Origin of the sequence: Rossellomorea sedimentorum (assembly GCF_046237645.1) — a bacterium.
GTDB classification, from domain to species: domain Bacteria; phylum Bacillota; class Bacilli; order Bacillales; family Bacillaceae_B; genus Rossellomorea; species Rossellomorea sedimentorum.
Genome location: NZ_CP143546.1, coordinates 886,586 through 910,842, shown reverse-complemented (window position 1 = coordinate 910,842; position 24,257 = coordinate 886,586). Strand labels below are relative to the sequence as shown.

Genomic DNA, 24,257 nt, shown 5'->3' with positions numbered 1-24,257 from the left:
AAGCTTAACAGTCAACCTAATACATAGTAATTAGAAAAAGATGCCGCTGTGGGCATCTTTTTTTAATTCTTCATTTTTGGATCGAGGGCGTCTCTCAATCCGTCTCCCATCAGGTTGAACCCTAAGACGGTCAACATGATAGCCAAACCTGGGAAAATCATAGTCCAAGGGGCATCCAGCATATACCTGCGTGCATCTGAAAGCATTTTCCCCCACTCGGGATCCGGCGGCTGTGCTCCCAATCCCAAGAAGCCAAGTGCAGCCGCTTCAAGGATGGCAGTTGCAATTGCCAGTGTTCCCTGTACAATGATCGGCGCCATACTGTTTGGAAGCACATGGCTGAATAAAATTCGCCTGTCACTCATTCCAATAGCTTTTGCTGCCATTACGTACTCTTCCTGTTTTACGCTGAGAACCCGGGACCTTATCAATCGGCCGAAGTTCGGTATATTAATAATGGCAATGGCGATCAGGGCATTTCTTAAAGAAGGTCCCAGCGCAGCAACTACCGCGATGGCCAAAAGGATACTCGGAAAGGCTAACAGGATATCAAATAATCTTGAAATGACCATGTCCACCCATCTACCGTAATACCCTGCCACAATGCCCAGCAGACTTCCAGCTATTGCTGAACCGACAACAGCGAAAAATCCTACCGTAAGGGAAATCCTCGCTCCATGTATGATCCGGGATAAAATGTCACGACCAAAGTCATCTGTACCAAGCCAATGTTCTGCGGACGGAGCTTGCAGCCTGATTTCCAAATTCTGCTCATTTATGCCTTGAGGAGCAATGATAGGAGCAAAAAGAGCAAGGATGATAAAAAAAAGTACTATCCCGGACCCTACTAAAGCCGTTTTATTTTTACGAAAACTTTTCCATGCTTCCTTCCATGGAGAGATGGTCTCTTCTGATGTTTTTTGTTTTATTTCACCTGTGTTTGGTGCCAGTTCTGCCATTATGTGGACACCTCTCTCTAATTGTATTTAATTCGTGGATCGACTGCTGCATACAGAAGATCGACAATAAGGTTGATTGTTACAAATATAGCAGCAACCACGAGGATTCCTGATTGGATAACCGGGTAATCGCGGTAACTGATAGCATCAAAAATATATCTCCCGATTCCCGGCCAGCCGAAAATGGTTTCCGTCAATATCGCGCCGCCGAGCAGGAGTCCCATCTGCAGTCCTATTACAGTCAGTACTGGAATGACTGCATTTTTTAAGGAATGTTTGTAAACGACAAAAAACATTTTCAAGCCTTTTGCCCGTGCAGTCCGGATATAATCAGATTTCATTACTTCCAGCATGCTGGATCGAGTCATTCTGGCGATGATTGCCATAGGAATCGTGGCCAGCGCTAAGCCAGGAAGGATTAAATGCTGAATGACAGCTCCGAGTTTCTGGAAATCACCTTGAATTAAGGTATCGAGTAAATACAAATTCGTTATAGCATTGACCGGATTTCGTATATCTTCCCTGCCTGTAGTCGGCAGAAGATCAAGTTGAATGCCGAATACCCATTGGCCCATCAATCCCAGCCAGAAAATCGGCACTGAAACTCCAACCAAAGCAAGGATCATCGCTGTATAATCAAACCAAGAATTCTGAAACCAGGCACTAATGATGCCTGCATTTACACCTATTACAACTGCGATAATCATGGCTACCAAAGCCAACTCAAACGTAGCAGCAAGATAAGGCCATATTTCGCTGGAAACGGCTGATTTCGTCCTTATGGATTCACCCAGATTACCTTGGAAAAGGCCGGCTAAGTACTCAAAGTACTGAATATACCATGGGTTGTCCAATCCCAGCTGGGCCCTTAATGCAGATACAGCCTCTTTGGTGGCCTGCTGTCCAAGGATTGTCTGCGCTGGATCTCCAGGGATTGCCCTGATTATCATGAAAACGATAAATGTCATTCCGAAAAGTACAGGGATGAGCTGTAACAATCTGCGGATCGTATATTGAAACATTTGTGTTCACCTCTTCTAGTTAGGCATATTTTCCTGCTGCCCCATACTTGATAAAACGCTTGAAGGACTGAATGGGCTAACGCCCTGCAACCCATTAATATGTACAAAAGGGAGAAATCTGAGATATCCCCCCTTTGTTTATTGCTTATTCGAGATCTACGCCGCTCAACCAGTCAGATCCAGTTGGATGAGGCTTGAAGTTCTTTACTTTTGAGCTTCCAGCTAAAAGTGGAGTTGAATGCGCCAGCGGGATCCAAGGTGCATCTTCATGAATGATTTCCTGAGCCTCTTTATAAAGCTCAGCACGTTTGTCTTCATCTACTTCAGATTGAGCTGCAATCAGTACATCATGAAGCTTATCATTGCTGTAGTAAGCGTAGTTATTGCTTCCGATATTATCTTTATCAAGAAGAGTGTAAAGGAAGTTATCGGCATCCCCGTTATCACCTGTCCATCCAAGCAGGAATGCATCTGCTTCACCTTTGCTAGCTTTGTCTAAGTATGTTGCCCACTCAAATGATACGATTTCTGCTTTTACACCGATTTTTGCAAAGTCAGCTTGGATTGCTTCTGCAACTTTCTGACCATCCGGCATGTATGGACGAGGAACAGGCATTGCCCATAGTTCCATTTCAAATCCATCAGGATATCCTGCTTCTGCAAGCAATTCTTTCGCTTTATCAAGGTTGAATTCGTATGGCTCAATATCATCGTTATAACCATTGATTACCGGCGGCATTGGGTTTTTAGCCGGAGTCGCTTTACCCTCGAAGAAAGCATCGATGATTGCTTGTTTGTTCACAGCATGGTTAAGTGCCTGACGAACTTTAGGATTGTTAAATGGCTCTCTTGTGTTCGTCAATCCCAGGTACCCTACATTGAGGGAAGGACGTTCAAACAGTTGAAGGTTTTCGTCTTGTTGGATCTTTTCAGCATCACTCGGGTTGATACCGTCTGCCAAATCGATTTCACCTGAGATCAATGCATTCAGACGTGCAGAGTTTTCAGGAATGGACTTAAAGATGATCTGGTCAAGTTTCGGTAAGCCTTCCTGCCAGTAATCTTCGTTTTTCTCAAGTACGATTTTGTCATTTTCTTTCCACTCAACAAACTTGAATGGGCCTGTACCTGCATTCGTAGGCTGCTTCGCAAACTTGTCACCAAGCTCTTCAACAGCTGTCGGGCTCGCGATAGAGAACATGCTCATCGCAAGGTTTTTCAAGAAAGGTGCTTGAGGACGTTTTAACGTAAATTCAACCGTTCCTTCGTCAACAGCCTTAACTTCCTTGATTACGTGCCCTTCATCTCCTTTGAACCCGCCAAACATTGAGCCGTAATAAGGAAACTCATCAGCACTTCCATTCATCCAGCGCTCAAAGTTGAACACTACTGCATCAGCATTGAAGTCTGTTCCATCTTGGAATTTGACTCCATCTTGCAGCGTAAATGTGTAAGTTAATCCATCATCAGAAACTTTCCAATCTTTTGCAAGACCTGCTTGAACTTCAGTGTCCTGCTCTCCAAACTTAACAAGTGTTTCAAAAATGTTCTTCGTTACTTTAAATGATTCCCCATCAGTGACGGTAATCGGATCCAGTCCGACTGAGTCACCCCCGCGTCCAAAAATCAGTGTCTTTGATGCGGAGTCACTGGATGACCCATCAGCTCCGCAGCCGTATAAAGCGGTGGAAACTGCCATTAGAAGTACTAAAAGTACTGCCCAGCTCCTTCTCTTCAAATAAATCCCCTCCAAAAAATTTTTTTATATGCTTATATCACTGACCATCTTCATAGAGATGACAAGCAACATAATGCCCTGGTAAGTGTTCCCTGAATTCAGGTGTTTTGGTTTTACAAACATCCATTGCAAACGGACATCTTGTATGGAAAGCGCAGCCTGCCGGCGGATTCGACGGACTAGGAATATCCCCTTGCAAGAGGATTGTATCTCTTTCAAATGCCGGATCCGGAATTGGTACAGCAGACAATAAGGCCTGGGTGTAAGGGTGCAGCGGCTTCTCGTAGAGATTTTCACTATCACTCAGCTCTACCATTCTCCCTAAATACATGACGCCCACTCTATCACTTATATGCCTGACCACCCCTAAATCATGAGCGATAAATATGTAGGTCAAATCAAATTCTTTCTGAAGATCCTTCATCAAGTTTAAGACTTGTGCCTGAATGGATACATCAAGTGCAGATACGGGCTCATCAGCGATAATCAGCTTTGGCTGCGTCATCAATGCCCTGGCAATACCAATTCTCTGCCTTTGTCCTCCGCTGAATTGATGAGGGTATCTTTTGGCGTGATAGCTGCTTAAACCTACAATTTCAAGCAGCTCATGTACTTTTTTCTTTCTTTCACTTGCAGAACCGATTCCATGGACAATCAGCGGTTCTTCCAATATTTTTTCGACGGTATGCCTTGGATTCAAGGATGCGTAGGGATCCTGAAACACCATTTGGATATCCCGACGGATTTTCCTCATTTCTGCCTTTGATAGACTTGTAAGCTCTTTATCTTCAAAAGTCACCTTGCCTTCTGAAGGGTCTATCAATCTCATTAACATCCTTCCGGTAGTCGACTTTCCGCAGCCGCTTTCTCCTACGATCCCAAGGGTTTCTCCCTTTTTCACCTGAAAGGAAACGCCGTCAACAGCTTTTACATGGTTGACCGGCCTTCCCAAAATTCCACCTGTAATGGGAAAATGCTTTTTAAGTCCCTCAACCTTTAACAGCGGTTCTGTCATGAGTGTTCTCCTCCTTGCTGTCGTATAGAAAGCAGCGGCTTGTATGGCCTGGTTCCGTCTCATAGAGATCCGGAGTTTCGCTTAAACAGCGGTCAAAGGCGTATTCGCATCGTGCAGCAAACCGGCAGCCATGTTTAATGGACCCTGGTTTAGGGACACTCCCCGGAATAGAGTAGAGCTTCTGCTTCTTAAACCGCATGTCAGGGACAGATTGAATAAGTCCCTTTGTATACGGGTGTTGAGGGTTTTTAAAAATCTCCTCAACGGTTCCTTCTTCAACAACTTTTCCTGAATACATAACGATAAGCCTTTCACACGTCTCGGCTACAACACCGAGGTCATGGGTAATGAGGATGACCGCTGTATTCATTTCTTTATTCAATTGTTTCATCAGCTTTAGGATTTGTGCCTGGATTGTTACATCCAGCGCGGTTGTTGGTTCATCGGCAATTAATACTTTTGGGTCGCATGCCATGGCCATGGCGATCATGACTCTCTGCCTCATCCCCCCTGAAAGCTGATGAGGATATTCATTCAGTAACTCTTCTGCCCGCGGCAAGCCGACAAGCTGCATAATCCTAACGGCATCCTTTCGCGCTTCAGCTTTACTGTTCTTTTTATGTATACGGATTGCTTCTGTAAGCTGGTTTCCAATTGTAAAGACCGGATTCAAAGAGGTCATTGGCTCCTGAAAAATCATGGCAATGTCATTTCCTCGAATTTCCCGCATTCTTTTTTCAGAAGCTTTCGTTAAATCCTCGCCTTTAAAAAGAATTTTTCCGCCTGTGACTTTACCCGGCGGACTCGGGACCAGCCCCATAATCGATAGTGAGGTGACACTTTTCCCACAACCGGATTCGCCAACAATCCCCAAAATTTCGCCTTCATTTACATGAAAGTTCACGTTATCTACTGCAGGTACTTCTCCGTCATCTGTAAAAAAGGTGGTCTGAAGCTCTTCCACTTTTAAAATAGGAGTATTTGCTGTCATCTCTATAACCCCCTTGATAAAACTATTGAAAATTTTATGTGTTTTCTGAAATCTCTTGTAATTTATTATACATAGCCGTTCAAAAGAATCAATAGCAAATATCGAATAAGGCTTTGGAACGAGATTCACTGGAACGTTTTTCTATAGCACAATTATTGATTTAAAGGTATTTGTTAATGGTGGAGTCTTCGGGGTTTTTTAAAGGATTTTTAGACAATAAGTTACGATTTTCGTCAATGCAAATAAAAAAAAGAACTGAATCACATTCGATTCAGCTCTTGTGGTTTCCTCAAATCAATTTTGTAAGGATGGCTTAAATTATTCCTGAAAACATTACATATTACCAAGTGCGTGACTACTAAATCCTAAGGATCTATTGATCAAGCTGCTGGACCTGAAACAGTTTATGATAATGACCCTGTTTTTCCATCAGTTCGGCGTGGGTACCCATCTCGGCAATTTCCCCGTATTCTATATGAATGATACGGTCAGCATGGGTGATGGTTGAAAGTCTATGCGCGACAATGAAAGTGGTACGATCTTTGGCAAGCTTCTCCATTGCCTCCTGGATAAGATGCTCACTTTCCAAATCGAGGGCAGATGTCGCTTCATCCAGTATAAGGATTGGCGGGTTCTTGAGGAACACTCTGGCAATCGCCACCCTTTGTTTCTGGCCGCCGGAAAGCTTGACTCCGCGTTCGCCTACTTTTGTATCATAGCCTTCCGGGAGACTCATGATAAAGTCATGGGCATTGGCTGCTTTGGCAGCTGCAATGACCTCATCATCGGAGGCCCCGGGCTTCCCAAACAGTATATTCTCTTTTACTGACTCACTGAACAGGATATTATCCTGAAGCACCATCCCTATATTGTTCCGCAAACTTTTAACTTGATAATCTTTAATGTTTTTTCCATCAAGCGTGATCTTCCCGCGGGTCACATCATAGAACCGGGGAATCAGACTGACGAGCGAAGATTTTCCTCCGCCACTCATTCCAACAAGAGCTACCGTTTCTCCTGCAGGGATCTTCAGGTTGATATCCCGCAGCACCTCCGCGTCCGCAGCATTATATTGAAAATGCACCCCATCAAAGATGATTTCCCCTTTGACGTTCTTGCACTCCACCGCTCCAGGCTCATCATCGACATCATACTTTTCATCCATGAATTCAAAGACCCGGTCCATGGACGCAATCGATTGCGTGAGGGTAGTGGATGAATTCACAAGCCTTCTCAGCGGGTTATACAGTCTGTCGATATAGGCAATGAATGCGGCCATTACCCCAACCGTTAAGTTATCATTGATAACCTGTATCCCTGCATATCCGATAACAACCAAAGGGGCAATATCTGTGATGGTATTAACGACCGCAAACGCTTTTGCATTCCAGCTCGTCTGCTTCAATGCTTTGTTGAGAAAATGACTGTTATGTCCCCTGAACTGGTTCTGTTCATGATCTTCCACCGCAAAACTTTTAATAACGGACATCCCCTGGACTCGTTCGTGAAGATAGCTCTGCACTTCTGCAAGCGCCTGCGATCTGTCTCTTGTCAATTTCCTCAGGTTGCCGAAAAAATATTTTACTGAAATAGCGTAAAACGGAAAGGCGATGAGAGATACAAGAGTCAAGCCAACATCGTATGTAAACATGATCGATACGGCAATGATGATGGTCGCCACGTCCAGCCATAAGTTCATGAGGCCTGTGATGACAAAGTTCTTCGTCTGCTCGACATCATTGATCACCCTTGAAATGACCTCTCCTGCCCTTGTATTGGAATAATATTTAAAGCTCAGCTTCTGTGTATGGCTGAACAGTTTATCCCTTAAATCATAAAGAATTTTACTTCCTGTCCACTGTGCGAAATATTGTCTGTAATACTCCACGGGCGGACGTACTATGACGAAGATAAAGATCATGACACCCATGATCATTAGAAGCTTATCCGTCTTTTCACCATTGGATAATGTATCGCTTCCAATAATATCGTCAATGACATATTGAATTAATATCGGGATCAGCAAAGGTATGGCAAACTTGATGATACCGATAAGAAGTGTTCCGATAATCTGCAATTTGTATGGTCTGACAAACTGCATAAAACGTTTTATGCTATCCATCCATTCATCCTCCTCCCGGTATTTTCCCCTATGAGCACAATAAAAAACCTGTTGATTCAAGCCCAACAGGTTTACTGCCGCATAAAGATTTAAACCGGCAATTTATATCTGCCTTACTTCCTGTGATAAAGAAATCTCTCATACCAGACATCGATGAAGTCAGGTGCAAACGGACCTTTCCGCTGCCTGATCCAACGGACAAGCTTGTCCACATTCCTTTTTAAAATATGATCGATGACATCTGGATACCCCATCTGTTTTCTGTGAGTTTCATACTCATCTTCGTCCAGCAGAGTATAGGTCATATCCGGAAACACTTTAATATCAAGGTCATAATCTATATATTTCAATGCCTCATGATCATAAACAAATGGTGAACTCAGATTACAATAATAATAAATTCCATCTTCACGAATCATGCAAATGATATTAAACCAAAGCTCCGCATGAAAATAGCAGATGGCCGGTTCACGGGTAATCCATGTCCTGCCGTCCGATTCCGTTACCATCGTACGGTCGTTTCCCCCGATAACAAGATTTCTTGTACCCTTTAGTACCGTCAGTTCATTCCAGACACGATGGATATTCCCATCATGCTTATAACTATGTATTTGTATTGGTTGCCCTTCGCTGGGAACCGCCATCAGTCTCCCCTGCCTTCCTGCAGAATATTCCGCTAATCTATTAAGTCTATTTTATTATTATAACGTTTTGAGAATAATTTTAAAACAAAAGAGCCATTGTTTTTGGCAATGGCTCTCTCTAAGGTCATTTATGGGTGTTCTTTATGCGATATGATTGGCACTTGCTTATCGCTTCAAGGGTGATTCTTTGCTGCGTGTCATTACTCCATGAAAAAGAAAAAGAGCCACGGCGGCTCTAATAAGGTTTAAATCAAAACCTTTTCTTCCGAATACATTTGGATCACTTCAGTGGTTTGGTCCTGAAAGACTTTCTGAATCTCTTTAAGTTCTTTTTTCATCATGGATATTTCCATATGGATGGAATCCAGCTTGGATTGCTGCTGCAACTCCGCCAGTTCTCTCTCAATTTCCTGACAACGCTCTATTTCTGATTGCAGGAACAGGAGTTTATCCATCGTTTCCAACTGATTTGCGATAAGTTTGTTAAATTGGGACATTCCAAACACCACCCTCTCAGAAGTTCTACTAAATAAATTCCATGTCTTTATGTAATTCCCTTTGACTAGTTATGTCGCTTGAAGGGTTTGTTTGTCGGTTAGTTTAGATTTCACAATAAGTGTGAGAAAACTCGAATGGCTATTGATCACTAGAACACTCCTGAGAGGCACTCTTACCTTCAATTTGACTCTTATTTTGCCTCTATACCTTCTCCTAGACGCATTTTCACCCTTCAATCCACTCGCTTTTTGCCTCTACACCCCTTCTAGAGGCACTTTCACCCTTCAATCCACTCGCTCTTTGCCTCTACAATCCTTCTAGAGACACTTTCATCGTCTAATCCACTCGCTTTGGTTTTTACAGCCCTCCGAAAAAGGACATTTCTCCTCAATTCAACCTTACATTTAATCCCCTAAGACCCTTGAGCCTGACCTTCGATGATTATGCTAAACGAGTATATGTCCACCCCGGCAGCCTCATAAAGGGGAAAAGGCACCCTGTTACCAGCAGGATGCCTTTTCGTTAGATTATTGTTGGTTCTTTTTAGCTTGAGATTGAGCGTTTTGTTGTTTCACATGTTGTACATCAGTCTCAGAAGCAAACTCGGCACCGTATTGGCCAGCTTGTCCTTGAGATTGAGCGTTTTGTTGTTTTACGTGTTGTACGTTAGTACCTGATTGCGTTTGGTTGCGTTTTGCCATTTGTAATCACCTCCACGCTTGTTAATTTAACCAAGGAGGTGAATTACTATTCCATAAAATTCACTAAAAAATTGTCTTTTTGCCAGGCTCTTTGCGTATATATTTTTGCTATTGAGTCGAGTGTTGATTTCCGCTCCACATGCGTGAATCAATCATCATAAAGTGAAAATATCCAGAAGAGTTAGTCTAAAAAGCAACATTTTTTAGAAATACATATGTGCACCAGTCTCCAGTGAGATATGTACTTAGAATCCATTCCCTACTACATATCTGCACCGGTTTTCAGCAAAATATGTATTTAAATTCCATTCCTAACTTTTAAAGGAATCAGACTAACAGTGAACGCCCTCCATCCACGATGATGGTCTGGCCGCGAATCATAGAGGCATCGTCTGAAACAAGGAACATTACGGCATTTACAAGGTCTTCAATCTCCACCATTCTGCCTGCAGGGGTTTTGGTGCGCGCATCTTCCAATAATTCTTCTCTATTAGGGAAATGCGTCAGGGCATCCGTGTCAATCGCCCCGCCTGAAACCGCATTGACGACGATATTTTCTTTTGAAAGCTCCACTGCCAGGTAACGCGTGAGTGCTTCCACTGCCGCTTTTGAAACTCCTACTGTCGTGTAGTTATCAAGATAGCGGATGGAACCTAAGGAACTGATACTGACAATTTTTCCTCCTGCCTCTTTATCCATTAGTTTGGCAGCTTCCTGCGCACAGAAAAGGAGCGCCTTGCTGTTAATATTCATCGTCCAGTCCCAATGGGATTCTTCCAACTCCATTGCAGGTCGCAAAACACCGGAAGCCGCATTATTTATGAAGACATCCAGCCTGCCGAATTCTTCTGTGATGGTCTGGAACATACCTTTAATTTTCTCCACATCACCGACGTTCGCTCTGACAATCAAAGCCTTCCTGCCGAGTTTCTCGATTTCTTCTGCCGTTTCCAATGCAGCTTTTTTACTTCTCGCATAGTTTACAACAATGTCATAGCCTGCTTGAGCGAGCTTTAAAGCTAATGCTTTTCCGACACCTCTGCTGCTTCCTGTTACTAATGCTACTTTATTTGTCATGTTAAATTGCCCCTTTCTTAATCATTTTCATTTTAGCCTTTAATGGCATAATCAACAATGTTTACAGAGAAACTAAAGTCAATCACGCTAAGGAGGAGATTCATTATGTACGTTGGCAGAGATATGACAGAGCTGTCCATGATTCCAAAAACAGAATGGGATAAGAGCGAACTGGCCTTTTTTCACCATTCCCTTCAGCAAATGGTTCCCTATTTGAATGTCGAAGGACAGACTATCCACAGGGAGATTATAGAGGAGATTGAAAGCCGGGGCGGCCTTAAACGTAATGAAGCCGACGCCGCACATGGTACGAAGGTTACGTATGATTGATAAATTGAAGCTGCCTTGAGATCAGGAATCAAGGCAGCTTTCTTTATAGCTTTTCCAAATTTTTTGATGAGAAACAGGAAAGGCAAATTGAGTCAGTTCTTCTTCATCAACAAGCTTTAATTCGTCAGAAATTTCACTGCTGTCTTTTACCCGGCCGAGATATACATCGATATTCCATACCAAATGGGAGAACACATGCTCAATTTTCGTGAGAAGCCCATTTTCAATTTCCGCTTCCACGTTGAATTGCTCTTTCAGCAGCTCTTTCAGCTGTTTCCGGTGCTGTCCGAATGAGTCAAGTTCGAAATTCGGAAACTCCCATAGATTTGCGAGGAGTCCCTCCGAAGGGCGCTTATGAATGAAAAGATGACCTTCGTCATTCACCAGGACCACTGCACCCATCTGAAGTTTTTTGACACTTTTCTTCTTGGTTTTGACTGGCAGCTGATCCTGAACCCCTTCATGAAAAGCACTGCAATGTTCCCTGACAGGACATAACAGGCATTTTGGAGAAGTAGGTGTACATATCAAAGCCCCCAGCTCCATCAATGCCTGATTGAAATAAGAGGGATTTTCATGTGAGATGAGTTTGCGGACTGCCTCTTCGAATACTTTCCTGGATGACGGCTTGGCTATGTCTTCCCAAATCGTCAGGATCCTGGACAGTACCCGCATTACATTTCCATCCACTGCCGGCTCCGGTTTTCCGTAGGCAATGCTTAAAATTGCTCCTGCGGTATAAGGCCCGACACCTTTCAGTTTGGAAATCACTTTTGGTTCAGACGGCACTATACCGCCATATGTGTCCCGTACCTCCTTAACTGCCGACTGCAGATTTCTGGCCCGGGAATAATAGCCAAGGCCTTCCCATGCTTTTAGTACGTCTTCCTCATCTGCTGAAGCAAGTGCTTCAATAGTAGGAAATTTGTTGATAAAATTAAGAAAATACGGAATAACGGTATCCACTCTGGTTTGCTGAAGCATGATTTCAGATACCCAAACCTTATAAGGATCACTGTCTTCTCTCCATGGAAGCTGCCTGTGTTCGGCAGTGAACCAGTCCAATAAATCTTTTCTGAATGTATCTATGTCAATATCTTCTATATGTGTTAAAGGATTACTCTCCAATTTTGTACCTCCAAGATGTTAAACCTTCACTTATTGAGGGAATATAATACTAACGAAGTTTATGCAAAGTTTTTTCTAAAGGAGCTCTTTCCTGTCGCCTGGAGAGATATGAATCAAGTTGAAGTTGTCCAACTCACTATTGAAGCTTCAGTCCAAAGCAGGCCATTTTGTTAAGACCGCCTGAAATACATTCATCCAGCATGCCAAACAGCAGGTGATGACGGGACTTTCTCAATTTTTTCAATGCATGGTAATGAGACTCCGTCGGCAGCGTAATGACTTCTATAAAAGCCGTCCGGCTGCCAGGGGAGGGCATCCACTGGATATCAATTGCGTCATAGGATTCCAGGCTCGGCAAAATATTCTTCATCAACTGCTGATAATGCTCGATCGACGATTCTTTGATTTCGTACTGAATATACATTTGAAGTGAATGATTCATTGAATTTATCTCCTTTTATACCATATCATTTTCATCAATGAAAACAAGATATAGATGATTGGATTCAGTTAAAAAATTTTCCGTAATAACCTTTTAAAGGAGGATTAACCTTGGATACAGGTACACATATAGTCATGGGGTTCGCTATCGGCGGCCTGGCCACACTTGATCCTGTTGTTGCTGAAAGTGCGGCGACATCACAGAGTGTTTTGATCGCGGCCATCATCGGATCACAAATTCCCGACATAGACACTGTACTTAAATTGAGAAATAATGCGGTTTATATTCGAAATCACAGGGGGATTACCCACTCTATTCCGGCTGTGCTGATATGGCCGCTGCTCATATTGGCTGTTGTCTATCCATTTTATCCTGAGGCTAATCTGCTTCACTTATGGATTTGGACATTTCTGGCCGTTTTCCTCCATGTATTTGTCGACATATTCAACGCCTATGGAACCCAGGCAATAAGGCCGTTTTCGTCGAAATGGGTCGCTTTTGGGGTCATTAACACGTTTGATCCGATCATATTTGGCATTCATATCATCGGACTGATATTGTGGGGCTTCGGTTTTGAACCAGGGCCTACTTTCCTTTACATGTATATGATCATCATTCTGTATTACATTTTAAGATTTTTCGTACAGAATGCAGTTAAATCTGCCGTCCGGAAGAAAGTTCCCGATGCTGAGAAGATCATCGTTTCCTCTACTTTGCGGTTTTACCAATGGAGATTGGCAATCGTAACAAAAGAGTTCTTTTATGTAGCGAGGGCATACGGAAGCTCTATCACCTTCTTTGAAAAATTCAAAAGGATACCTGTTCCCGATAACCCGGTAATCAACGCAGCAAAGAAAGATAAGAACCTATCAGCATTCCTATCCTTCTCGCCAGTATACAGATGGGAGATAGAGGACTTTGAGGATGACGGATATGAAGTGAGATTCATCGATTTGAGGTACAGAAGCAATGGGCACTATCCTTTTGTGGCAGTCGTTAAACTGAGTGCTGAGTTAGAAATTGAAAGCTCCTACACTGGTTGGATCTACAGTGAAGAAAAATTGAGGAAGAAGCTTGAGGTCATTCCTGATTAAACAGTAAGGTGCCGTGAAACACGGCACCTTTTTTAATGGTTTATATCGTTCTTATCTTGGAGCATGTGACTGTATTTGGGGTTCCTTGCTGCAAACTCATGAAGCCTGCTGCCGTAACTGTCTATCCATTGTTTCACGAGCCTGCTCGTCATTTCTTTTCCCAGGTACTCCCCACGGGCTTTGGCATAGGTTGTTTCGAAGTCTTCCCATAATAATTCCACCCATGTTCTTGCTCTTGCATAGGATAATTCTTCATTTTTTTCTAAAAGTTCATTTGTTAAATCTTCCTGAAAGGTATCCATTATTATATCCTCCATTCCCATTATTTTTAATGATAACTGTCCGGCTTAAGTTCCATACTATTAGTACGTAATCAGCAGATTCCCGTGGCGGATTTGCTTTTTACGAGGTGACCATTCTTTATTCTCGGGAGGAATACGATGCGCAATAAAGAAAGAGGCTTCCCTAACCAGAATAACAATAAGTTCGAAGGTGAACCGCGGGCAAAGGCCGAGTATGCTTCCAAAAGGGCTGACGGTACCATCAATACTCATCCCCAGGAACGCATGGCTGCATCCAATGAGCGTGAAAGCGATTCTGTTTAATTTTTCGAGTTAAGCCATTATTAAGGAGGCGGTTGTTTTGGGTATGGGCAAAAAGAATAACTCAAATAAATTCGATAAGAACTATGTGAGTCCATTCAACCAGGCATTCTACAATGTGAAACATGCGCACTCACAGGTTAATGGACATACAACTCAAACACAGGATTTAATCATACTCGAAAATCAGACCCGTAAAAGATCCTAATACAAAAGGAAACAAGGCCGGCATGTGCCCCTTGTTTCCTTTTTCTTATTTCTTCCTGTTCAGCATAGAGATCGGAAGTGCTTCTTCCTGGCCGGACCCGCTCAGGCGGTATCCCCATGCAAATACACCATTCATGTAATCGATTTTGAAGTATACTCCCGGGTCTCCTTCAATTCCGTATATCTCACCCGGCTTGAAATCTTTAGGATCCAGCAAGTATGCCTGAGCCATCAATGCTTTTCTTTCCAGAACGGCAAACTCATTCACCATCCCCAGCTGCTCTGCTTTTCTGGCCTTTTCTTTCAATTGGGCAATTTCCTGCTGTAATTCATATTCGCTCATTTCACTGTATCTTGTTTCTTTCTCCACAATGTTCACTCCATTCACATTCATTATAGGGAAAATGATAAGATAAATAAAGCTTGGTTATTTAGGATTTTGGCGGGAAAAATATTACAAGGAAAGTGCAGGGCGGTCAGCTTTCTTAATGGAGACGCAGGTCGTTATGTTTAAGGGTATGAAGTGTCAATAGGTCGTGTTTTAGTACATCAAATCAGGGCATTTACCCCAATCATGTCTTAATTAACGCTTTTTTGGGACATCAAACCATGATGCATGCTACATATAGGCCTAATATAAGCGCTTTAGGTCTGTTATACGCAAACAGTAACCAACCAATAATCAGAGTGAAGAATTAACTATCAGGGGGAATTACAGATGAAAACAGCAGTCATTTCGGGCGGCGGTTCAGGGCTTGGCAGAGAGCTTGCAAAAGTATACAGCAATGAGGGATTTCATATTCTGCTTCTTGGAAGGACAGAAGAAAAACTTCAATCTGTTAAGGAGGAGATTATTACGGACGGGGGAACGGCTTCTTATTTGACGGTAGATATCGCCTCCTCCGAAGAAGTCAAACAGACTTGTGAAGCAATCAAAGAACATCATGACGTTCAACTCCTCATCAATAATGCGGGAGTGGGAATTTTCGGTCCTTTTCTTCAGGCTTCATATACAGAAATGGAGAAAATGTTGTCTGTGAATTTTCTGGGGACTGTTTATTTAACAAAAGCTCTACTTCCTTCAATGGTTGAAAAAGCCTCTGGAACCGTCATCAATATTATTTCCACCGCAGGGCTGCGTGGCAAAAAAAATGAATCATACTATGCCGCCAGCAAATTTGCCTTGCGCGGTTTTGCTGAAAGCCTGCAGAAGGAATTTGAAGAAACCGGAATCCGCATTATTAATGCCTATATGGGCGGCATGAATACCCCGTTCTGGGAAGAATCGGATCATGTAAAAGATCCAAGCAGGCTCCGTTCTCCAAAAGAAGTGGCGGAAATCATCTATGACGAAAGCAAAACTTCAGCAGATATAATCATCGAATCCAAAAAATAAATCTACTGCAACACATTAAAGCACTAAAAGGGACAGTCCCTCTTAGTGCTTTAATGTGTTAAAGGACGACATAAAACTCCGAATTATTCTTCATCCTTCAGCCTTTCGATGCCCTCCTCAATTTCCTCCAGGGAGAAACCTTTTCGGTATAAATTCTGTTTCATCTTCATTTCATAGTCATAGCCGGTGAATTTTGATTTCAGGCGGTTATGCGCTTTTTTTGCATGAACCAGTACTGCTTCCAACTTCTCATCATCGGATTTTTCATTATCCGTTTCTTCCCAGGCAAGATTGATGATATTGAATGGATATCCCTTCCGCGCCAAGTTTTGCTCGATTTTCTGCTTGGCCACAATAGCGGAATCTTTTTTATACTTCTTGAAGAGCTTGTTTGTTAAAGTTATGGCTTTCTCTAATTGTATTTCGTTGGTAAACGCCCCTAGAGCACCATCAATCAATGCCTTGTCCACCCCTTTTGTGGAAAGTTCCCTTTCAACCGCTCCCGGACCTTTATCAGAAGTGTTGATTTGTGTATTAACATAGGCCTGTGCGAACTCCTGGTCATTCAGATACTTGTATTTCTTTAATTTATGAATAGCCTCGGCTGCCACTGCATCTCCGAGCTCTTTTTTCTTAAGGTAGTCGGCAACTTCCTGTTCTGTTCTCATCCGGAAAGAAAGGTAATGGATCGCCATGTTGAAAGCTTTCCGAATATCGTCTTCATAGCCTATCTCCGCTATAGCAAGTTCATCGATTTCTTTTCCCTTGCCAAGCTGAAACCTGGCCAGGATCTCTTCATCTACACTGAAAGAGTATTCGCCGTCAATGAAGATGTTGTATCTTTCTTCATTTTTCACTTGTTTGGTTATCTTTGTGATGATTCCCATGTATAACACCTCCATACTAATGTAACACATCCAAAATGTTTTTTATTATCAGGAGGGGTAAAATAAGTACAAAGCACAAAAAAAGGAGGCACTACTATGAAAGCGGTGATATCGGGAGGAACGGGGTTTGTCGGGAGCGCATTGACGGAAGAGCTGCTTGATAACGGTTATAAGGTTTCCATATTGACCAGGAATCCTGACAAACATGAGAGCCGGCAAAATGTGTCTTATATTAAATGGTTGTCGCAAGGGGCTTACCCTGAAAAGGAGCTTGAAGGCAGTGATATCTTCATTAACCTTGCAGGCGAATCCATTAACAGCGGCCGTTGGACTGAAGAGCGGAAAAGCAGGATCTTAAAAAGCCGGATTGACGCCACGCGGGAAATGATCAGAATCCTTGAAAGTCTTGACCAGAAGCCTTCCGTTTTCATCAATGCGAGTGCAATTGGAATCTATGAGGCGTCGGAAACTAAGACACACACTGAAAACTCTATGGATACAAGCTCAGACTTTCTCGCTGAAACGGTAAAAAAATGGGAAAGTGAAGCAAGCAGAGCAAAAGATTCCAGTGTTCGGACGGCTTATACGCGATTTGGAATCATACTGGGCAAAGATGAAGGTGCACTCCCCAAAATGGCTCTTCCTTATAAGCTCTTCGCCGGGGGCACTGTGGGGTCGGGAAATCAATGGATGTCATGGGTTCATATCAATGATGTCACTAAAGCCATCCGTTTTGTCATTGAAAACAGCCAAATTGATGGACCTGTCAATGTGACGGCTCCCTCCCCTGTCACCATGAAAGAGCTTGGAAAAACATTGGGTGATGTGCTTAACCGCCCACATTGGATACCAGCCCCCTCCTTTGCCATCAAAGCTGCTCTTGGCGAAATGAGCACATTAATACTGGAAGGCCAGAAAGTGATTCCAACTGTTTTAAAGGAAAATGGATACAGATTTGAATATCCGGATTTGAAAGAAGCACTGGCCGCAATTTATCGACATTAAAGTATGATTTCTCAAATGATAGGAAAAAATAGGCATATACCCATTTGAGAAAGGATGATTCCTGTGGATAAAAAGCGAAAAGAGAAAACAAAATCAGCACTGTCTTCGATGCAAGAGGTGACTTACTCCCGCGAGTTCAAACGTGCTGACAGAGCAGGCGGCTTCACTCAGAAAAAGCACTAATGATTTTTCTATTCAAAAAATAAGTATCAAAATATACCTCTTTTAAAAACATGGTTCCGGTCAATACTAAGGGAGCGAAAACATTTATTGTTTTCGCTCCTTTATCTTTCTTATATTGAAAGGGGACGGTTGTAATGGGCAGAGCACATGGTCATAAAACTCGAGATAAAAACAAAAATAAACTTCCTCAGGTTCCCAAGAACATGAAATCTGATGGAGTTGACGAGGAATTTTCACGCGAACTTGCCGATCAAGCTGATATGGAAGCACAGGCACGTGCCAATGCAGCTAATCAGCGCCAGCAGGTCGCAAACCGAAATAAAAGATAGCTTTGATGGGATGGTCCTTTAAAAGGGCCATCCTTCCACAATTATCCACAACAGTTGTTAATTACCTGTTAATAATAATCCACAAGCCGATGTGGATAATGTTAATAACTTTCTGAAAATTAACAATAATAGCATTTTAATTGTGAATAACATTGTTTATAACTACTTTAACGCATTAACGTACGAAGAGGGACAGTCCCTTTTCCTGCGTTAATGCGTTAATAAATAAACGCTATTTTCGTATAGAATGTTGCTATCGGAAAAATCCAGGACGGATTTTTCCCTCGGGTACAAGGGCTTATCTAACTGAACAGGGTGAATGGCTCTTTTCTTTATTGTTTACCAGGATAAATCCTGTGAAATATGGCTATTTCTCTTGAATTTCATAGTGAATAGCAACAAAGTTTTAGAAAAGAGCCTAAATAAAAGAGCCGCTTCAATAGGCGGCTCTTACTCGAATTACTTTTTCAATATCAGCTTCGCGACACTTTCCACATGAGCTGTCTGTGGGAACATATCCACCGGCTGGATATATTCTACTTCGTAGGCTTTGCTTAATGTTTTCAAATCTTTTGCAAGCGTAGATGGATTGCATGATACATAAATGAATTTTTTCGGCTTCACTTTCAGGATTGTATTTAAGAAGCTTGGCTCGCATCCTGTTCGGGGCGGATCTACAACAACAACATCCGGCCTCCAGCCCTCGGCCTTCCATTTTGGCAGCCATTCTTCTGCCGTTCCGACCTCATAAGATGCATTTTCCATGCCAAATTTCCTGCTGTTTTTCCTGGCATTCTCGATTCCTTCTTTTACAACATCCATTCCGCGAATTTCCTTTGCTCCGTTTGAGAGCCACATGCCAATTGTACCGACACCGCAATACGCATCAACCAGTTTTTCATGTCCCGTCAAAGCTGCTGCATCCCTTACTTCGTTATAGAGCTGGATAGTTTGTGTCGGATTCAATTGGAAGAATGCACGCGCCGACAGTTCATAGGAAAACTTATCAAGACGCTCAACAATCGATTCTGTACCATAGAGGTGAATTGTTTCCTTACCGAAAATGAGGGAAGTTGATTTCGGGTTGATATTCTGGGCCACCGATTTCACTTCCGGCAGACGTTTGTTGATTTCAGCCAGTATCAAGTCTTTATGCGGAAGGTCCTTTCCAACTGTTACCAGAACAACTTGAACCTCGCCGGTTGTCACGCCCACTCTGGTGACCACCGTTTTTACGATTCCTTTTTTGGTTCTTTCATTATAAATCGGCACTTTAAAGTCACTCAGAATTTTCTTTACTGTATTTGTAACTTTGTTTGTAGAAGGATGCTGAACGATGCATTCCGGTATATCCACGAGCTTGTGGGAATTCAGGCTGTACAACCCGGAAATGATTTTGCCATCCCTGAATCCCAACTGAAATTGGCTTTTGTTCCGGTAATACCAAGGTTCCACCATGCCGATCATCGGCTTGACCTCCAGCTTTTCCAGATCAAATTTTGTGTGGCGTTCCAGTGCCTGCAGAAGAATATCTCTTTTTTCCACAAGCTGCTGTTCATAGCTTAAATGCTGCAGCTGGCAGCCTCCGCATTGTTCATAGACAGGGCAGGGCGGCTTCGTCCGGTGTTCCGACCGTTTTCTTACTTTCTTCACACGGCCCTCCGCGAACTTGGGATGCACTTTAACCGCTTCGACAACTACCTCTTCACCCGGGAGCGCACCAGGAACAAATACAACCTGTCTTTTAAAGTAGCCGACTCCTTCTCCATTAATGCCAAGCCTTTTGATGGTCAGCGGAAATTGTTGTTTTTCTTTTATCTTCACTGTGTTTTCATTTTTCTTCACTGTTTCACTTCCTATTTTCAATACTTCTCCACAAATATAATGAAGCATAACTTAAGTAAGGAGCCCATGTTGCACTCATTTCTTCTATTTCAGCCAAAGTCGGCTTTCTGTCCATTTCATACAGCTTTTTCAATGCATTTTGGATGCCGATGTCTGTCTTAGGAAACAGATTCTGTCTGCCCAGGGCAAACATCAGAAAGTTTTCTGCCGTCCAGGGACCTATTCCCCTTAGCTTCACCAATTCTTTCAAGATTTCTTCATCCGATTTTCTTTCAAGCTCCTGCAAGTTCAACCGACCTTCGGCAATCTCCTTGGAAACACCGATGACATACTCAGCTTTCCGCTGGCTGAATTGCAAATCTCTTAGTTCACTTATTTCCAACTCTGCAATCTCGGCAGGCCTGGGGTAAAACCAGACGCCATCTTTTTGCCTTCCATACTTATGGACAAACCTTTGTGTGAGCGTAAAAGCAAAGGACAAATTGAGCTGCTGGTGTATAATGCTCTTCATCAATACCGCATAGGGACTGAATTCCAGCACGATGGGTGTGCCTGCATGTTCCACAAATATATGCTTCAGGTCCGTTTCTAAAAAGTGCTGATGAATGTCCTTAAGAGTACCTTCCCACTGAAAAACTCTCCTCAAGAAGGTTAACCTGCTATTATCTGCATCTTCACTTTCCATCGTTATCAGAAAAGATGGATGATCAGCCGTCCCAGTTGCCGTAACCGTCAACACCTCATCCTTCTCCCCGTAAAAAGGAACTTTCACAGTTCTATTTTCAATATCCACAGCATTCAATGGATCCAAGGAAAGCCTGTCCAAAACTAAATCAAAATCATAGGGAGGCAAAACCGTAATCGTTACTTCTCTCATAACACCCTCACTTTTAAAACGTTTATGAGTATTATAGCACTTCCCAAGTGAAGGGTATAAACGATTGCCCTTTTAAAAAGGAATCACTGTTATTTGGCTCATTTCCGCCAGTCGAAGGCAAACCGGCAGAGCAAATGATTTGCTCCTGCCGGTTTGCCTTCGACTGGCTACCTTTCAGCTGTGCTGAAAGGCGAGTGAAACATAGTTTCACTCGAATGAGCCAATCTTATAAACCCTCTAGTTATTCTCCATATCGGCTGTCATATAAATTGACGGCTCTCCTCAAAAAAAGGATGCAACAAAACGTTCCATCCTTTAACAAGCCATCATGGAGTAAGCAACGGGTTTCTCCCATCTCTGCTCATCTCGTAGTAATCCAAACTTTTAAACGTATACCCCTGCTTCTTCAAATCCTGAATCACCCTCTCTAAAGCTTCCGCATTATCTTTGGACACCGTATGCAGAAGCATTACAGCTCCCGGGTGAATTTGCTTCATTATATTATCATAAGAATACTTCCATCCCTTTTGCCCATCAGTATGCCAATCCACAAAAGCGAGTGACCATAAGACATGGGTATAACCAGCATCCTTTGCAAGCTTCAGGGTTCTTTCACTGAACACACCTCTTGGCGGGCGCAAATAGGACATCGTTTTCTGCTTTGTAAGCTCAGCCGTCTTCTCCTTAACCCGGTCTAACTCCGTACGAAGCTTTTCATCTGAAACGCTCGTCAGATCAGGGTGGCTCCAGGAGTGATTTCCCACAATATGCCCCTCATCAACCATTCTCTCTACCAGGTCTGGGGCACTGTTAAGATAATGGCCTGTTACAAAGAAAGCAGCCGGTACCTTTTCTTTTTTCAACACATCGAGAATTTGTCCGGTATACCCATTTTCATACCCATTATCAAACGTTAGGTATAACACCTTTTCCTCAGGAGAATCCTTATAAAAAGCACCATATTTTTGGAGCAGATCATCATAGGCTTTTCCTGCTTCAGCCTGTTTCCCGTCACTTCCCTTCTTGAATCCCCAGCCAATGCTCTTATTGGAGACTGCAGAAGCACTTGTTCCGGCGAGCAGCCCCACTGCCAGAAACACGGTCATCATTATTATAATTTTCTTCATGGACTCAACCTTCTCTCTATTTGTTCTCTTTTTAGTTTTGCGGTTGAGCTGCCGTAACATGCCTTCTAATTGATGGAAAAAGTATTGGTGAATGTAAAACAATACCTTCTAATGAGGATGTCGATTTTGGGGTGTTGGGAGCCGAGTTTAGACGCGTATTGGTGCGCCCTACATCATTTCTGCTTTTTCTTCTTTTGATGTCCCTCGCTCCTCGTACGCCCTACATCATTTCTGCTTTTTTTCCTTTTGATGTCCCGCGCTCCTCGTGCGCCCTACATCATTTATGCTTTTTCTCCTTTTGATGCCCCTGGCTCCTCTCCCGCCATGCAACATTTAAGAATCTCCCCAGTAGTTTTTTTCTGTTGGCAAAGGTCCTCTTATTTAACCCTAAGAATACAAATAAAAAAACCGCTGCCCAAAAGGCAGCGGCCAAACCAAAATGATATTAGCTGAACACCTTCTCCTTGAACTGCGCAAGCTTTTCAAGAGAAGATTTATCAATGTCTTTATGAAGGCTGTTTCCGTGAGAGTCCATAGTGACCACGGCTGTAAAGCCTTCCACTTCCAGATGCCACATGGCTTCCGGAATGCCGAATTCCATGAAGTTGACCCCTTCGACTGATTTGATACAGTCTGCGTAATATTGTGCGGCTCCGCCGATGGCATTCAGGTACACACCGCCGTGTTCGCCAAGGGCTTCGAGTGTTTTCGGACCCATACCGCCTTTTCCGATGACGGCGCGTATGCCGAATTTCTTCATGATATCCCCTTGATATGGTTCTTCACGGATGGATGTAGTCGGACCTGCCGCTTTAACGTGCCATTGGCCATTTTCATCTTTCATCATCACTGGTCCGCAGTGATATATAATTTGACCATCAAGATCGACAGGAGAGTCATTGTCGGAAAGATGTTTGTGGATTGCATCCCGACCTGTATACATTCTTCCGTCGATTCGGACCACATCCCCAACTTTCAGGCTGCGGATTTTTTCTTCAGTAATTGGTGCTGTGAGGGTGATGACCTCAGTTTCTCCTTCTGATGCAGCAGCCGTTTCCTGTTGTGCAGGGCTTTCTGAAAGGTCGACCAACTCACCTTCCTGGTAAAGCCATTCCTGAACGCTGCCTGTTTCAGCATCAAGCTTGAAGCCTAATCTTCTGAACGCCCAGCAGTTATAGGCCACAGAAACAAAGAAACTTGCCGGGATACGATTCATTACGCCTACTTTACAGCCAAGAAGTGTCGTTTCTCCGCCGAATCCCATCGTCCCAATTCCAAGTTCGTTTGCATTCTCCATCACATATTCTTCCAGCTTGCGAAGGTCTTCATTGCTGTTGACATCATCTACAGAACGGAATAGCTGCTCTTTGGCCAAATCATATCCTGAAGAACGATCTCCACCTATCCCTACACCGATGAATCCTGCTGAACACCCTTGTCCCTGTGCTTGATAGACAGAATGCATGACACACTTGCGGATACCGTCCAGGTCGCGTCCTGCACGGCCCAGCCCTTCCAATTCACACGGCAGGCTGTATTGGATATTTTTGTTTTCACAGCCGCCTCCTTTAAGAATCAATCGTGCATCAATATAGTCATTTTCCCATTGTTCAAACTTGATGACAGGTGTGCCAAGACCCAAATTGTCACCACTGTTTGCCCCTGTCAGGGAATCCACTGAGTTCGGGCGGAGCTTTCCGTCTTTTGTTGCCTGCTGCATAGCTGCATAAATGGCTTCTTTGATTTCTAACTGGTTCACTCCGACTGGCGTCTTGATTTTGAAGGTTGGAAGCCCTGTATCCTGACAGATTGGAGAAACATTATCATCTGCCATTTTAATATTGTTTGAAATTGTCGCCAGACTCATTGCAGAGCGAGTTCCTGCACTCTCCCTTGCCTTTGCCTCCTTGATCGCTCTTCTAACATCCTTAGGCAAGTTGGTGGAGGTCTCAACAATCAATTGATACATGCTTTCTTGCAATTTTTCCATGTTCATAAACAATCCCCTTCTCCGCTGCTATTTCTATATAAATGGTAA

27 protein-coding genes are annotated in these 24,257 nt (G+C 43.2%); 8 read left to right on the top strand and 19 right to left on the bottom strand.

Translation table 11 applies throughout. From position 1 onward, the window contains the following. Positions 1 to 62: 62 nt before the first annotated feature. From nikC to fabL, 10 genes are all read right to left on the bottom strand, one after another. A complete protein-coding gene (gene nikC / locus V1502_RS04435; RefSeq protein ID WP_409253185.1) occupies positions 63 to 959 on the bottom strand; it encodes a nickel transporter permease in 897 nt (298 codons plus the stop codon). 17 nt (positions 960 to 976) lie between these two features. Further along, positions 977 to 1,981, bottom strand: coding sequence for an ABC transporter permease (locus V1502_RS04430; RefSeq protein ID WP_409253184.1), 1,005 nt, complete (start codon positions 1,979 to 1,981; stop codon positions 977 to 979). Positions 1,982 to 2,126: 145 nt separating this feature from the next. Beyond that, a complete protein-coding gene (locus tag V1502_RS04425; protein WP_409253183.1) occupies positions 2,127 to 3,719 on the bottom strand; it encodes an ABC transporter substrate-binding protein in 1,593 nt (530 codons plus the stop codon). Positions 3,720 to 3,756: 37 nt separating this feature from the next. After that, positions 3,757 to 4,734: an ABC transporter ATP-binding protein gene (locus V1502_RS04420; RefSeq protein ID WP_409253182.1), complete on the bottom strand. Its 978-nt coding sequence runs from the start codon at positions 4,732 to 4,734 to the stop codon at positions 3,757 to 3,759. Continuing rightward, the gene (locus V1502_RS04415; RefSeq protein WP_409253181.1) at positions 4,709 to 5,725 is read right to left on the bottom strand and encodes an ABC transporter ATP-binding protein; all 1,017 of its coding nucleotides are present in this window, start codon (positions 5,723 to 5,725) and stop codon (positions 4,709 to 4,711) included. The genes V1502_RS04420 and V1502_RS04415 overlap by 26 nt, the downstream gene beginning before the upstream one ends. Positions 5,726 to 6,098: 373 nt before the next feature. Further along, on the bottom strand, positions 6,099 to 7,847 hold the full coding sequence (locus tag V1502_RS04410) for an ABC transporter ATP-binding protein (RefSeq protein ID WP_409253180.1): 1,749 nt from the start codon (positions 7,845 to 7,847) through the stop codon (positions 6,099 to 6,101). A 113-nt stretch (positions 7,848 to 7,960) separates the two neighbouring features. Further along, complete coding sequence (locus V1502_RS04405; protein ID WP_409253179.1) at positions 7,961 to 8,491, bottom strand: DUF402 domain-containing protein; 531 nt, start codon at positions 8,489 to 8,491, stop codon at positions 7,961 to 7,963. 245 nt (positions 8,492 to 8,736) lie between these two features. Beyond that, positions 8,737 to 8,988 (bottom strand): YgaB family protein, encoded by a 252-nt coding sequence (locus tag V1502_RS04400; protein ID WP_409253178.1) that lies wholly within the window; start codon positions 8,986 to 8,988, stop codon positions 8,737 to 8,739. Between the two features lie 528 nt (positions 8,989 to 9,516). Beyond that, a complete protein-coding gene (locus V1502_RS04395) occupies positions 9,517 to 9,690 on the bottom strand; it encodes a gamma-type small acid-soluble spore protein (RefSeq protein WP_409253177.1) in 174 nt (57 codons plus the stop codon). 327 nt (positions 9,691 to 10,017) lie between these two features. Next, on the bottom strand, positions 10,018 to 10,767 hold the full coding sequence (gene fabL / locus V1502_RS04390) for an enoyl-[acyl-carrier-protein] reductase FabL (protein WP_409253176.1): 750 nt from the start codon (positions 10,765 to 10,767) through the stop codon (positions 10,018 to 10,020). A 105-nt stretch (positions 10,768 to 10,872) separates the two neighbouring features. Here fabL and V1502_RS04385 point away from each other — a divergent pair, with 105 nt between their 5' ends. Further along, a complete protein-coding gene (locus tag V1502_RS04385; protein ID WP_409253175.1) occupies positions 10,873 to 11,097 on the top strand; it encodes a hypothetical protein in 225 nt (74 codons plus the stop codon). A 21-nt stretch (positions 11,098 to 11,118) separates the two neighbouring features. Here V1502_RS04385 and mutY read toward each other — a convergent pair whose 3' ends face one another. Together mutY and V1502_RS04375 are read right to left on the bottom strand one after the other, a co-directional pair. Next, a complete protein-coding gene (gene mutY, locus V1502_RS04380; protein ID WP_409253174.1) occupies positions 11,119 to 12,225 on the bottom strand; it encodes an A/G-specific adenine glycosylase in 1,107 nt (368 codons plus the stop codon). 136 nt (positions 12,226 to 12,361) lie between these two features. After that, positions 12,362 to 12,667 carry a hypothetical protein gene (locus tag V1502_RS04375; protein ID WP_409253173.1) on the bottom strand — a complete coding sequence of 102 codons (306 nt, stop codon included), beginning with the start codon at positions 12,665 to 12,667 and terminating at the stop codon, positions 12,362 to 12,364. Between the two features lie 110 nt (positions 12,668 to 12,777). Here V1502_RS04375 and V1502_RS04370 point away from each other — a divergent pair, with 110 nt between their 5' ends. Next, positions 12,778 to 13,761, top strand: coding sequence for a metal-dependent hydrolase (locus V1502_RS04370; protein WP_409253172.1), 984 nt, complete (start codon positions 12,778 to 12,780; stop codon positions 13,759 to 13,761). 32 nt (positions 13,762 to 13,793) lie between these two features. Here V1502_RS04370 and V1502_RS04365 read toward each other — a convergent pair whose 3' ends face one another. Continuing rightward, positions 13,794 to 14,063 (bottom strand): YfhJ family protein, encoded by a 270-nt coding sequence (locus tag V1502_RS04365; protein WP_409253171.1) that lies wholly within the window; start codon positions 14,061 to 14,063, stop codon positions 13,794 to 13,796. 138 nt (positions 14,064 to 14,201) lie between these two features. On the opposite strand from V1502_RS04365, the gene V1502_RS04360 reads away from it, so the two are divergent. Beyond that, positions 14,202 to 14,366 (top strand): small, acid-soluble spore protein K, encoded by a 165-nt coding sequence (locus tag V1502_RS04360; RefSeq protein ID WP_409253170.1) that lies wholly within the window; start codon positions 14,202 to 14,204, stop codon positions 14,364 to 14,366. 43 nt (positions 14,367 to 14,409) lie between these two features. Beyond that, entirely contained in the window at positions 14,410 to 14,571 is a 162-nt protein-coding gene (locus tag V1502_RS04355; RefSeq protein ID WP_409254280.1) for a YpzG family protein, read from the top strand. Positions 14,572 to 14,616: 45 nt separating this feature from the next. Here the strand turns inward: V1502_RS04355 and V1502_RS04350 are convergent, their stop codons facing one another. Next, entirely contained in the window at positions 14,617 to 14,964 is a 348-nt protein-coding gene (locus V1502_RS04350) for a YfhH family protein (RefSeq protein ID WP_409253169.1), read from the bottom strand. Between the two features lie 324 nt (positions 14,965 to 15,288). On the opposite strand from V1502_RS04350, the gene V1502_RS04345 reads away from it, so the two are divergent. Further along, on the top strand, positions 15,289 to 15,966 hold the full coding sequence (locus V1502_RS04345) for an SDR family NAD(P)-dependent oxidoreductase (protein WP_409253168.1): 678 nt from the start codon (positions 15,289 to 15,291) through the stop codon (positions 15,964 to 15,966). Positions 15,967 to 16,049: 83 nt separating this feature from the next. Here the strand turns inward: V1502_RS04345 and recX are convergent, their stop codons facing one another. Then, positions 16,050 to 16,853 carry a recombination regulator RecX gene (recX, locus tag V1502_RS04340; protein ID WP_409253167.1) on the bottom strand — a complete coding sequence of 268 codons (804 nt, stop codon included), beginning with the start codon at positions 16,851 to 16,853 and terminating at the stop codon, positions 16,050 to 16,052. A 96-nt stretch (positions 16,854 to 16,949) separates the two neighbouring features. Here recX and V1502_RS04335 point away from each other — a divergent pair, with 96 nt between their 5' ends. The 3 genes from V1502_RS04335 (at position 16,950) to V1502_RS04325 (ending at position 18,370) form a co-directional block, all read left to right on the top strand. Then, positions 16,950 to 17,858 carry a TIGR01777 family oxidoreductase gene (locus V1502_RS04335; protein ID WP_409253166.1) on the top strand — a complete coding sequence of 303 codons (909 nt, stop codon included), beginning with the start codon at positions 16,950 to 16,952 and terminating at the stop codon, positions 17,856 to 17,858. A 54-nt stretch (positions 17,859 to 17,912) separates the two neighbouring features. Then, positions 17,913 to 18,041, top strand: a complete 129-nt coding sequence (locus V1502_RS04330) for a YfhE family protein (protein ID WP_409253165.1) — start codon at positions 17,913 to 17,915, stop codon at positions 18,039 to 18,041. 134 nt (positions 18,042 to 18,175) lie between these two features. Next, the gene (locus V1502_RS04325) at positions 18,176 to 18,370 is read left to right on the top strand and encodes a YfhD family protein (RefSeq protein ID WP_409253164.1); all 195 of its coding nucleotides are present in this window, start codon (positions 18,176 to 18,178) and stop codon (positions 18,368 to 18,370) included. Between the two features lie 459 nt (positions 18,371 to 18,829). Here the strand turns inward: V1502_RS04325 and rlmD are convergent, their stop codons facing one another. From rlmD to V1502_RS04305, 4 genes are all read right to left on the bottom strand, one after another. Next, on the bottom strand, positions 18,830 to 20,263 hold the full coding sequence (rlmD, locus tag V1502_RS04320) for a 23S rRNA (uracil(1939)-C(5))-methyltransferase RlmD (protein ID WP_409253163.1): 1,434 nt from the start codon (positions 20,261 to 20,263) through the stop codon (positions 18,830 to 18,832). Further along, positions 20,220 to 21,092, bottom strand: a complete 873-nt coding sequence (locus V1502_RS04315) for a DNA-3-methyladenine glycosylase family protein (RefSeq protein ID WP_409253162.1) — start codon at positions 21,090 to 21,092, stop codon at positions 20,220 to 20,222. The genes rlmD and V1502_RS04315 overlap by 44 nt, the downstream gene beginning before the upstream one ends. Before the next feature lie 326 nt (positions 21,093 to 21,418). Beyond that, positions 21,419 to 22,219: a delta-lactam-biosynthetic de-N-acetylase gene (gene pdaA / locus V1502_RS04310; protein ID WP_409253161.1), complete on the bottom strand. Its 801-nt coding sequence runs from the start codon at positions 22,217 to 22,219 to the stop codon at positions 21,419 to 21,421. A 445-nt stretch (positions 22,220 to 22,664) separates the two neighbouring features. Beyond that, positions 22,665 to 24,215, bottom strand: coding sequence for a fumarate hydratase (locus V1502_RS04305; RefSeq protein ID WP_409253160.1), 1,551 nt, complete (start codon positions 24,213 to 24,215; stop codon positions 22,665 to 22,667). Positions 24,216 to 24,257: the final 42 nt, after the last annotated feature.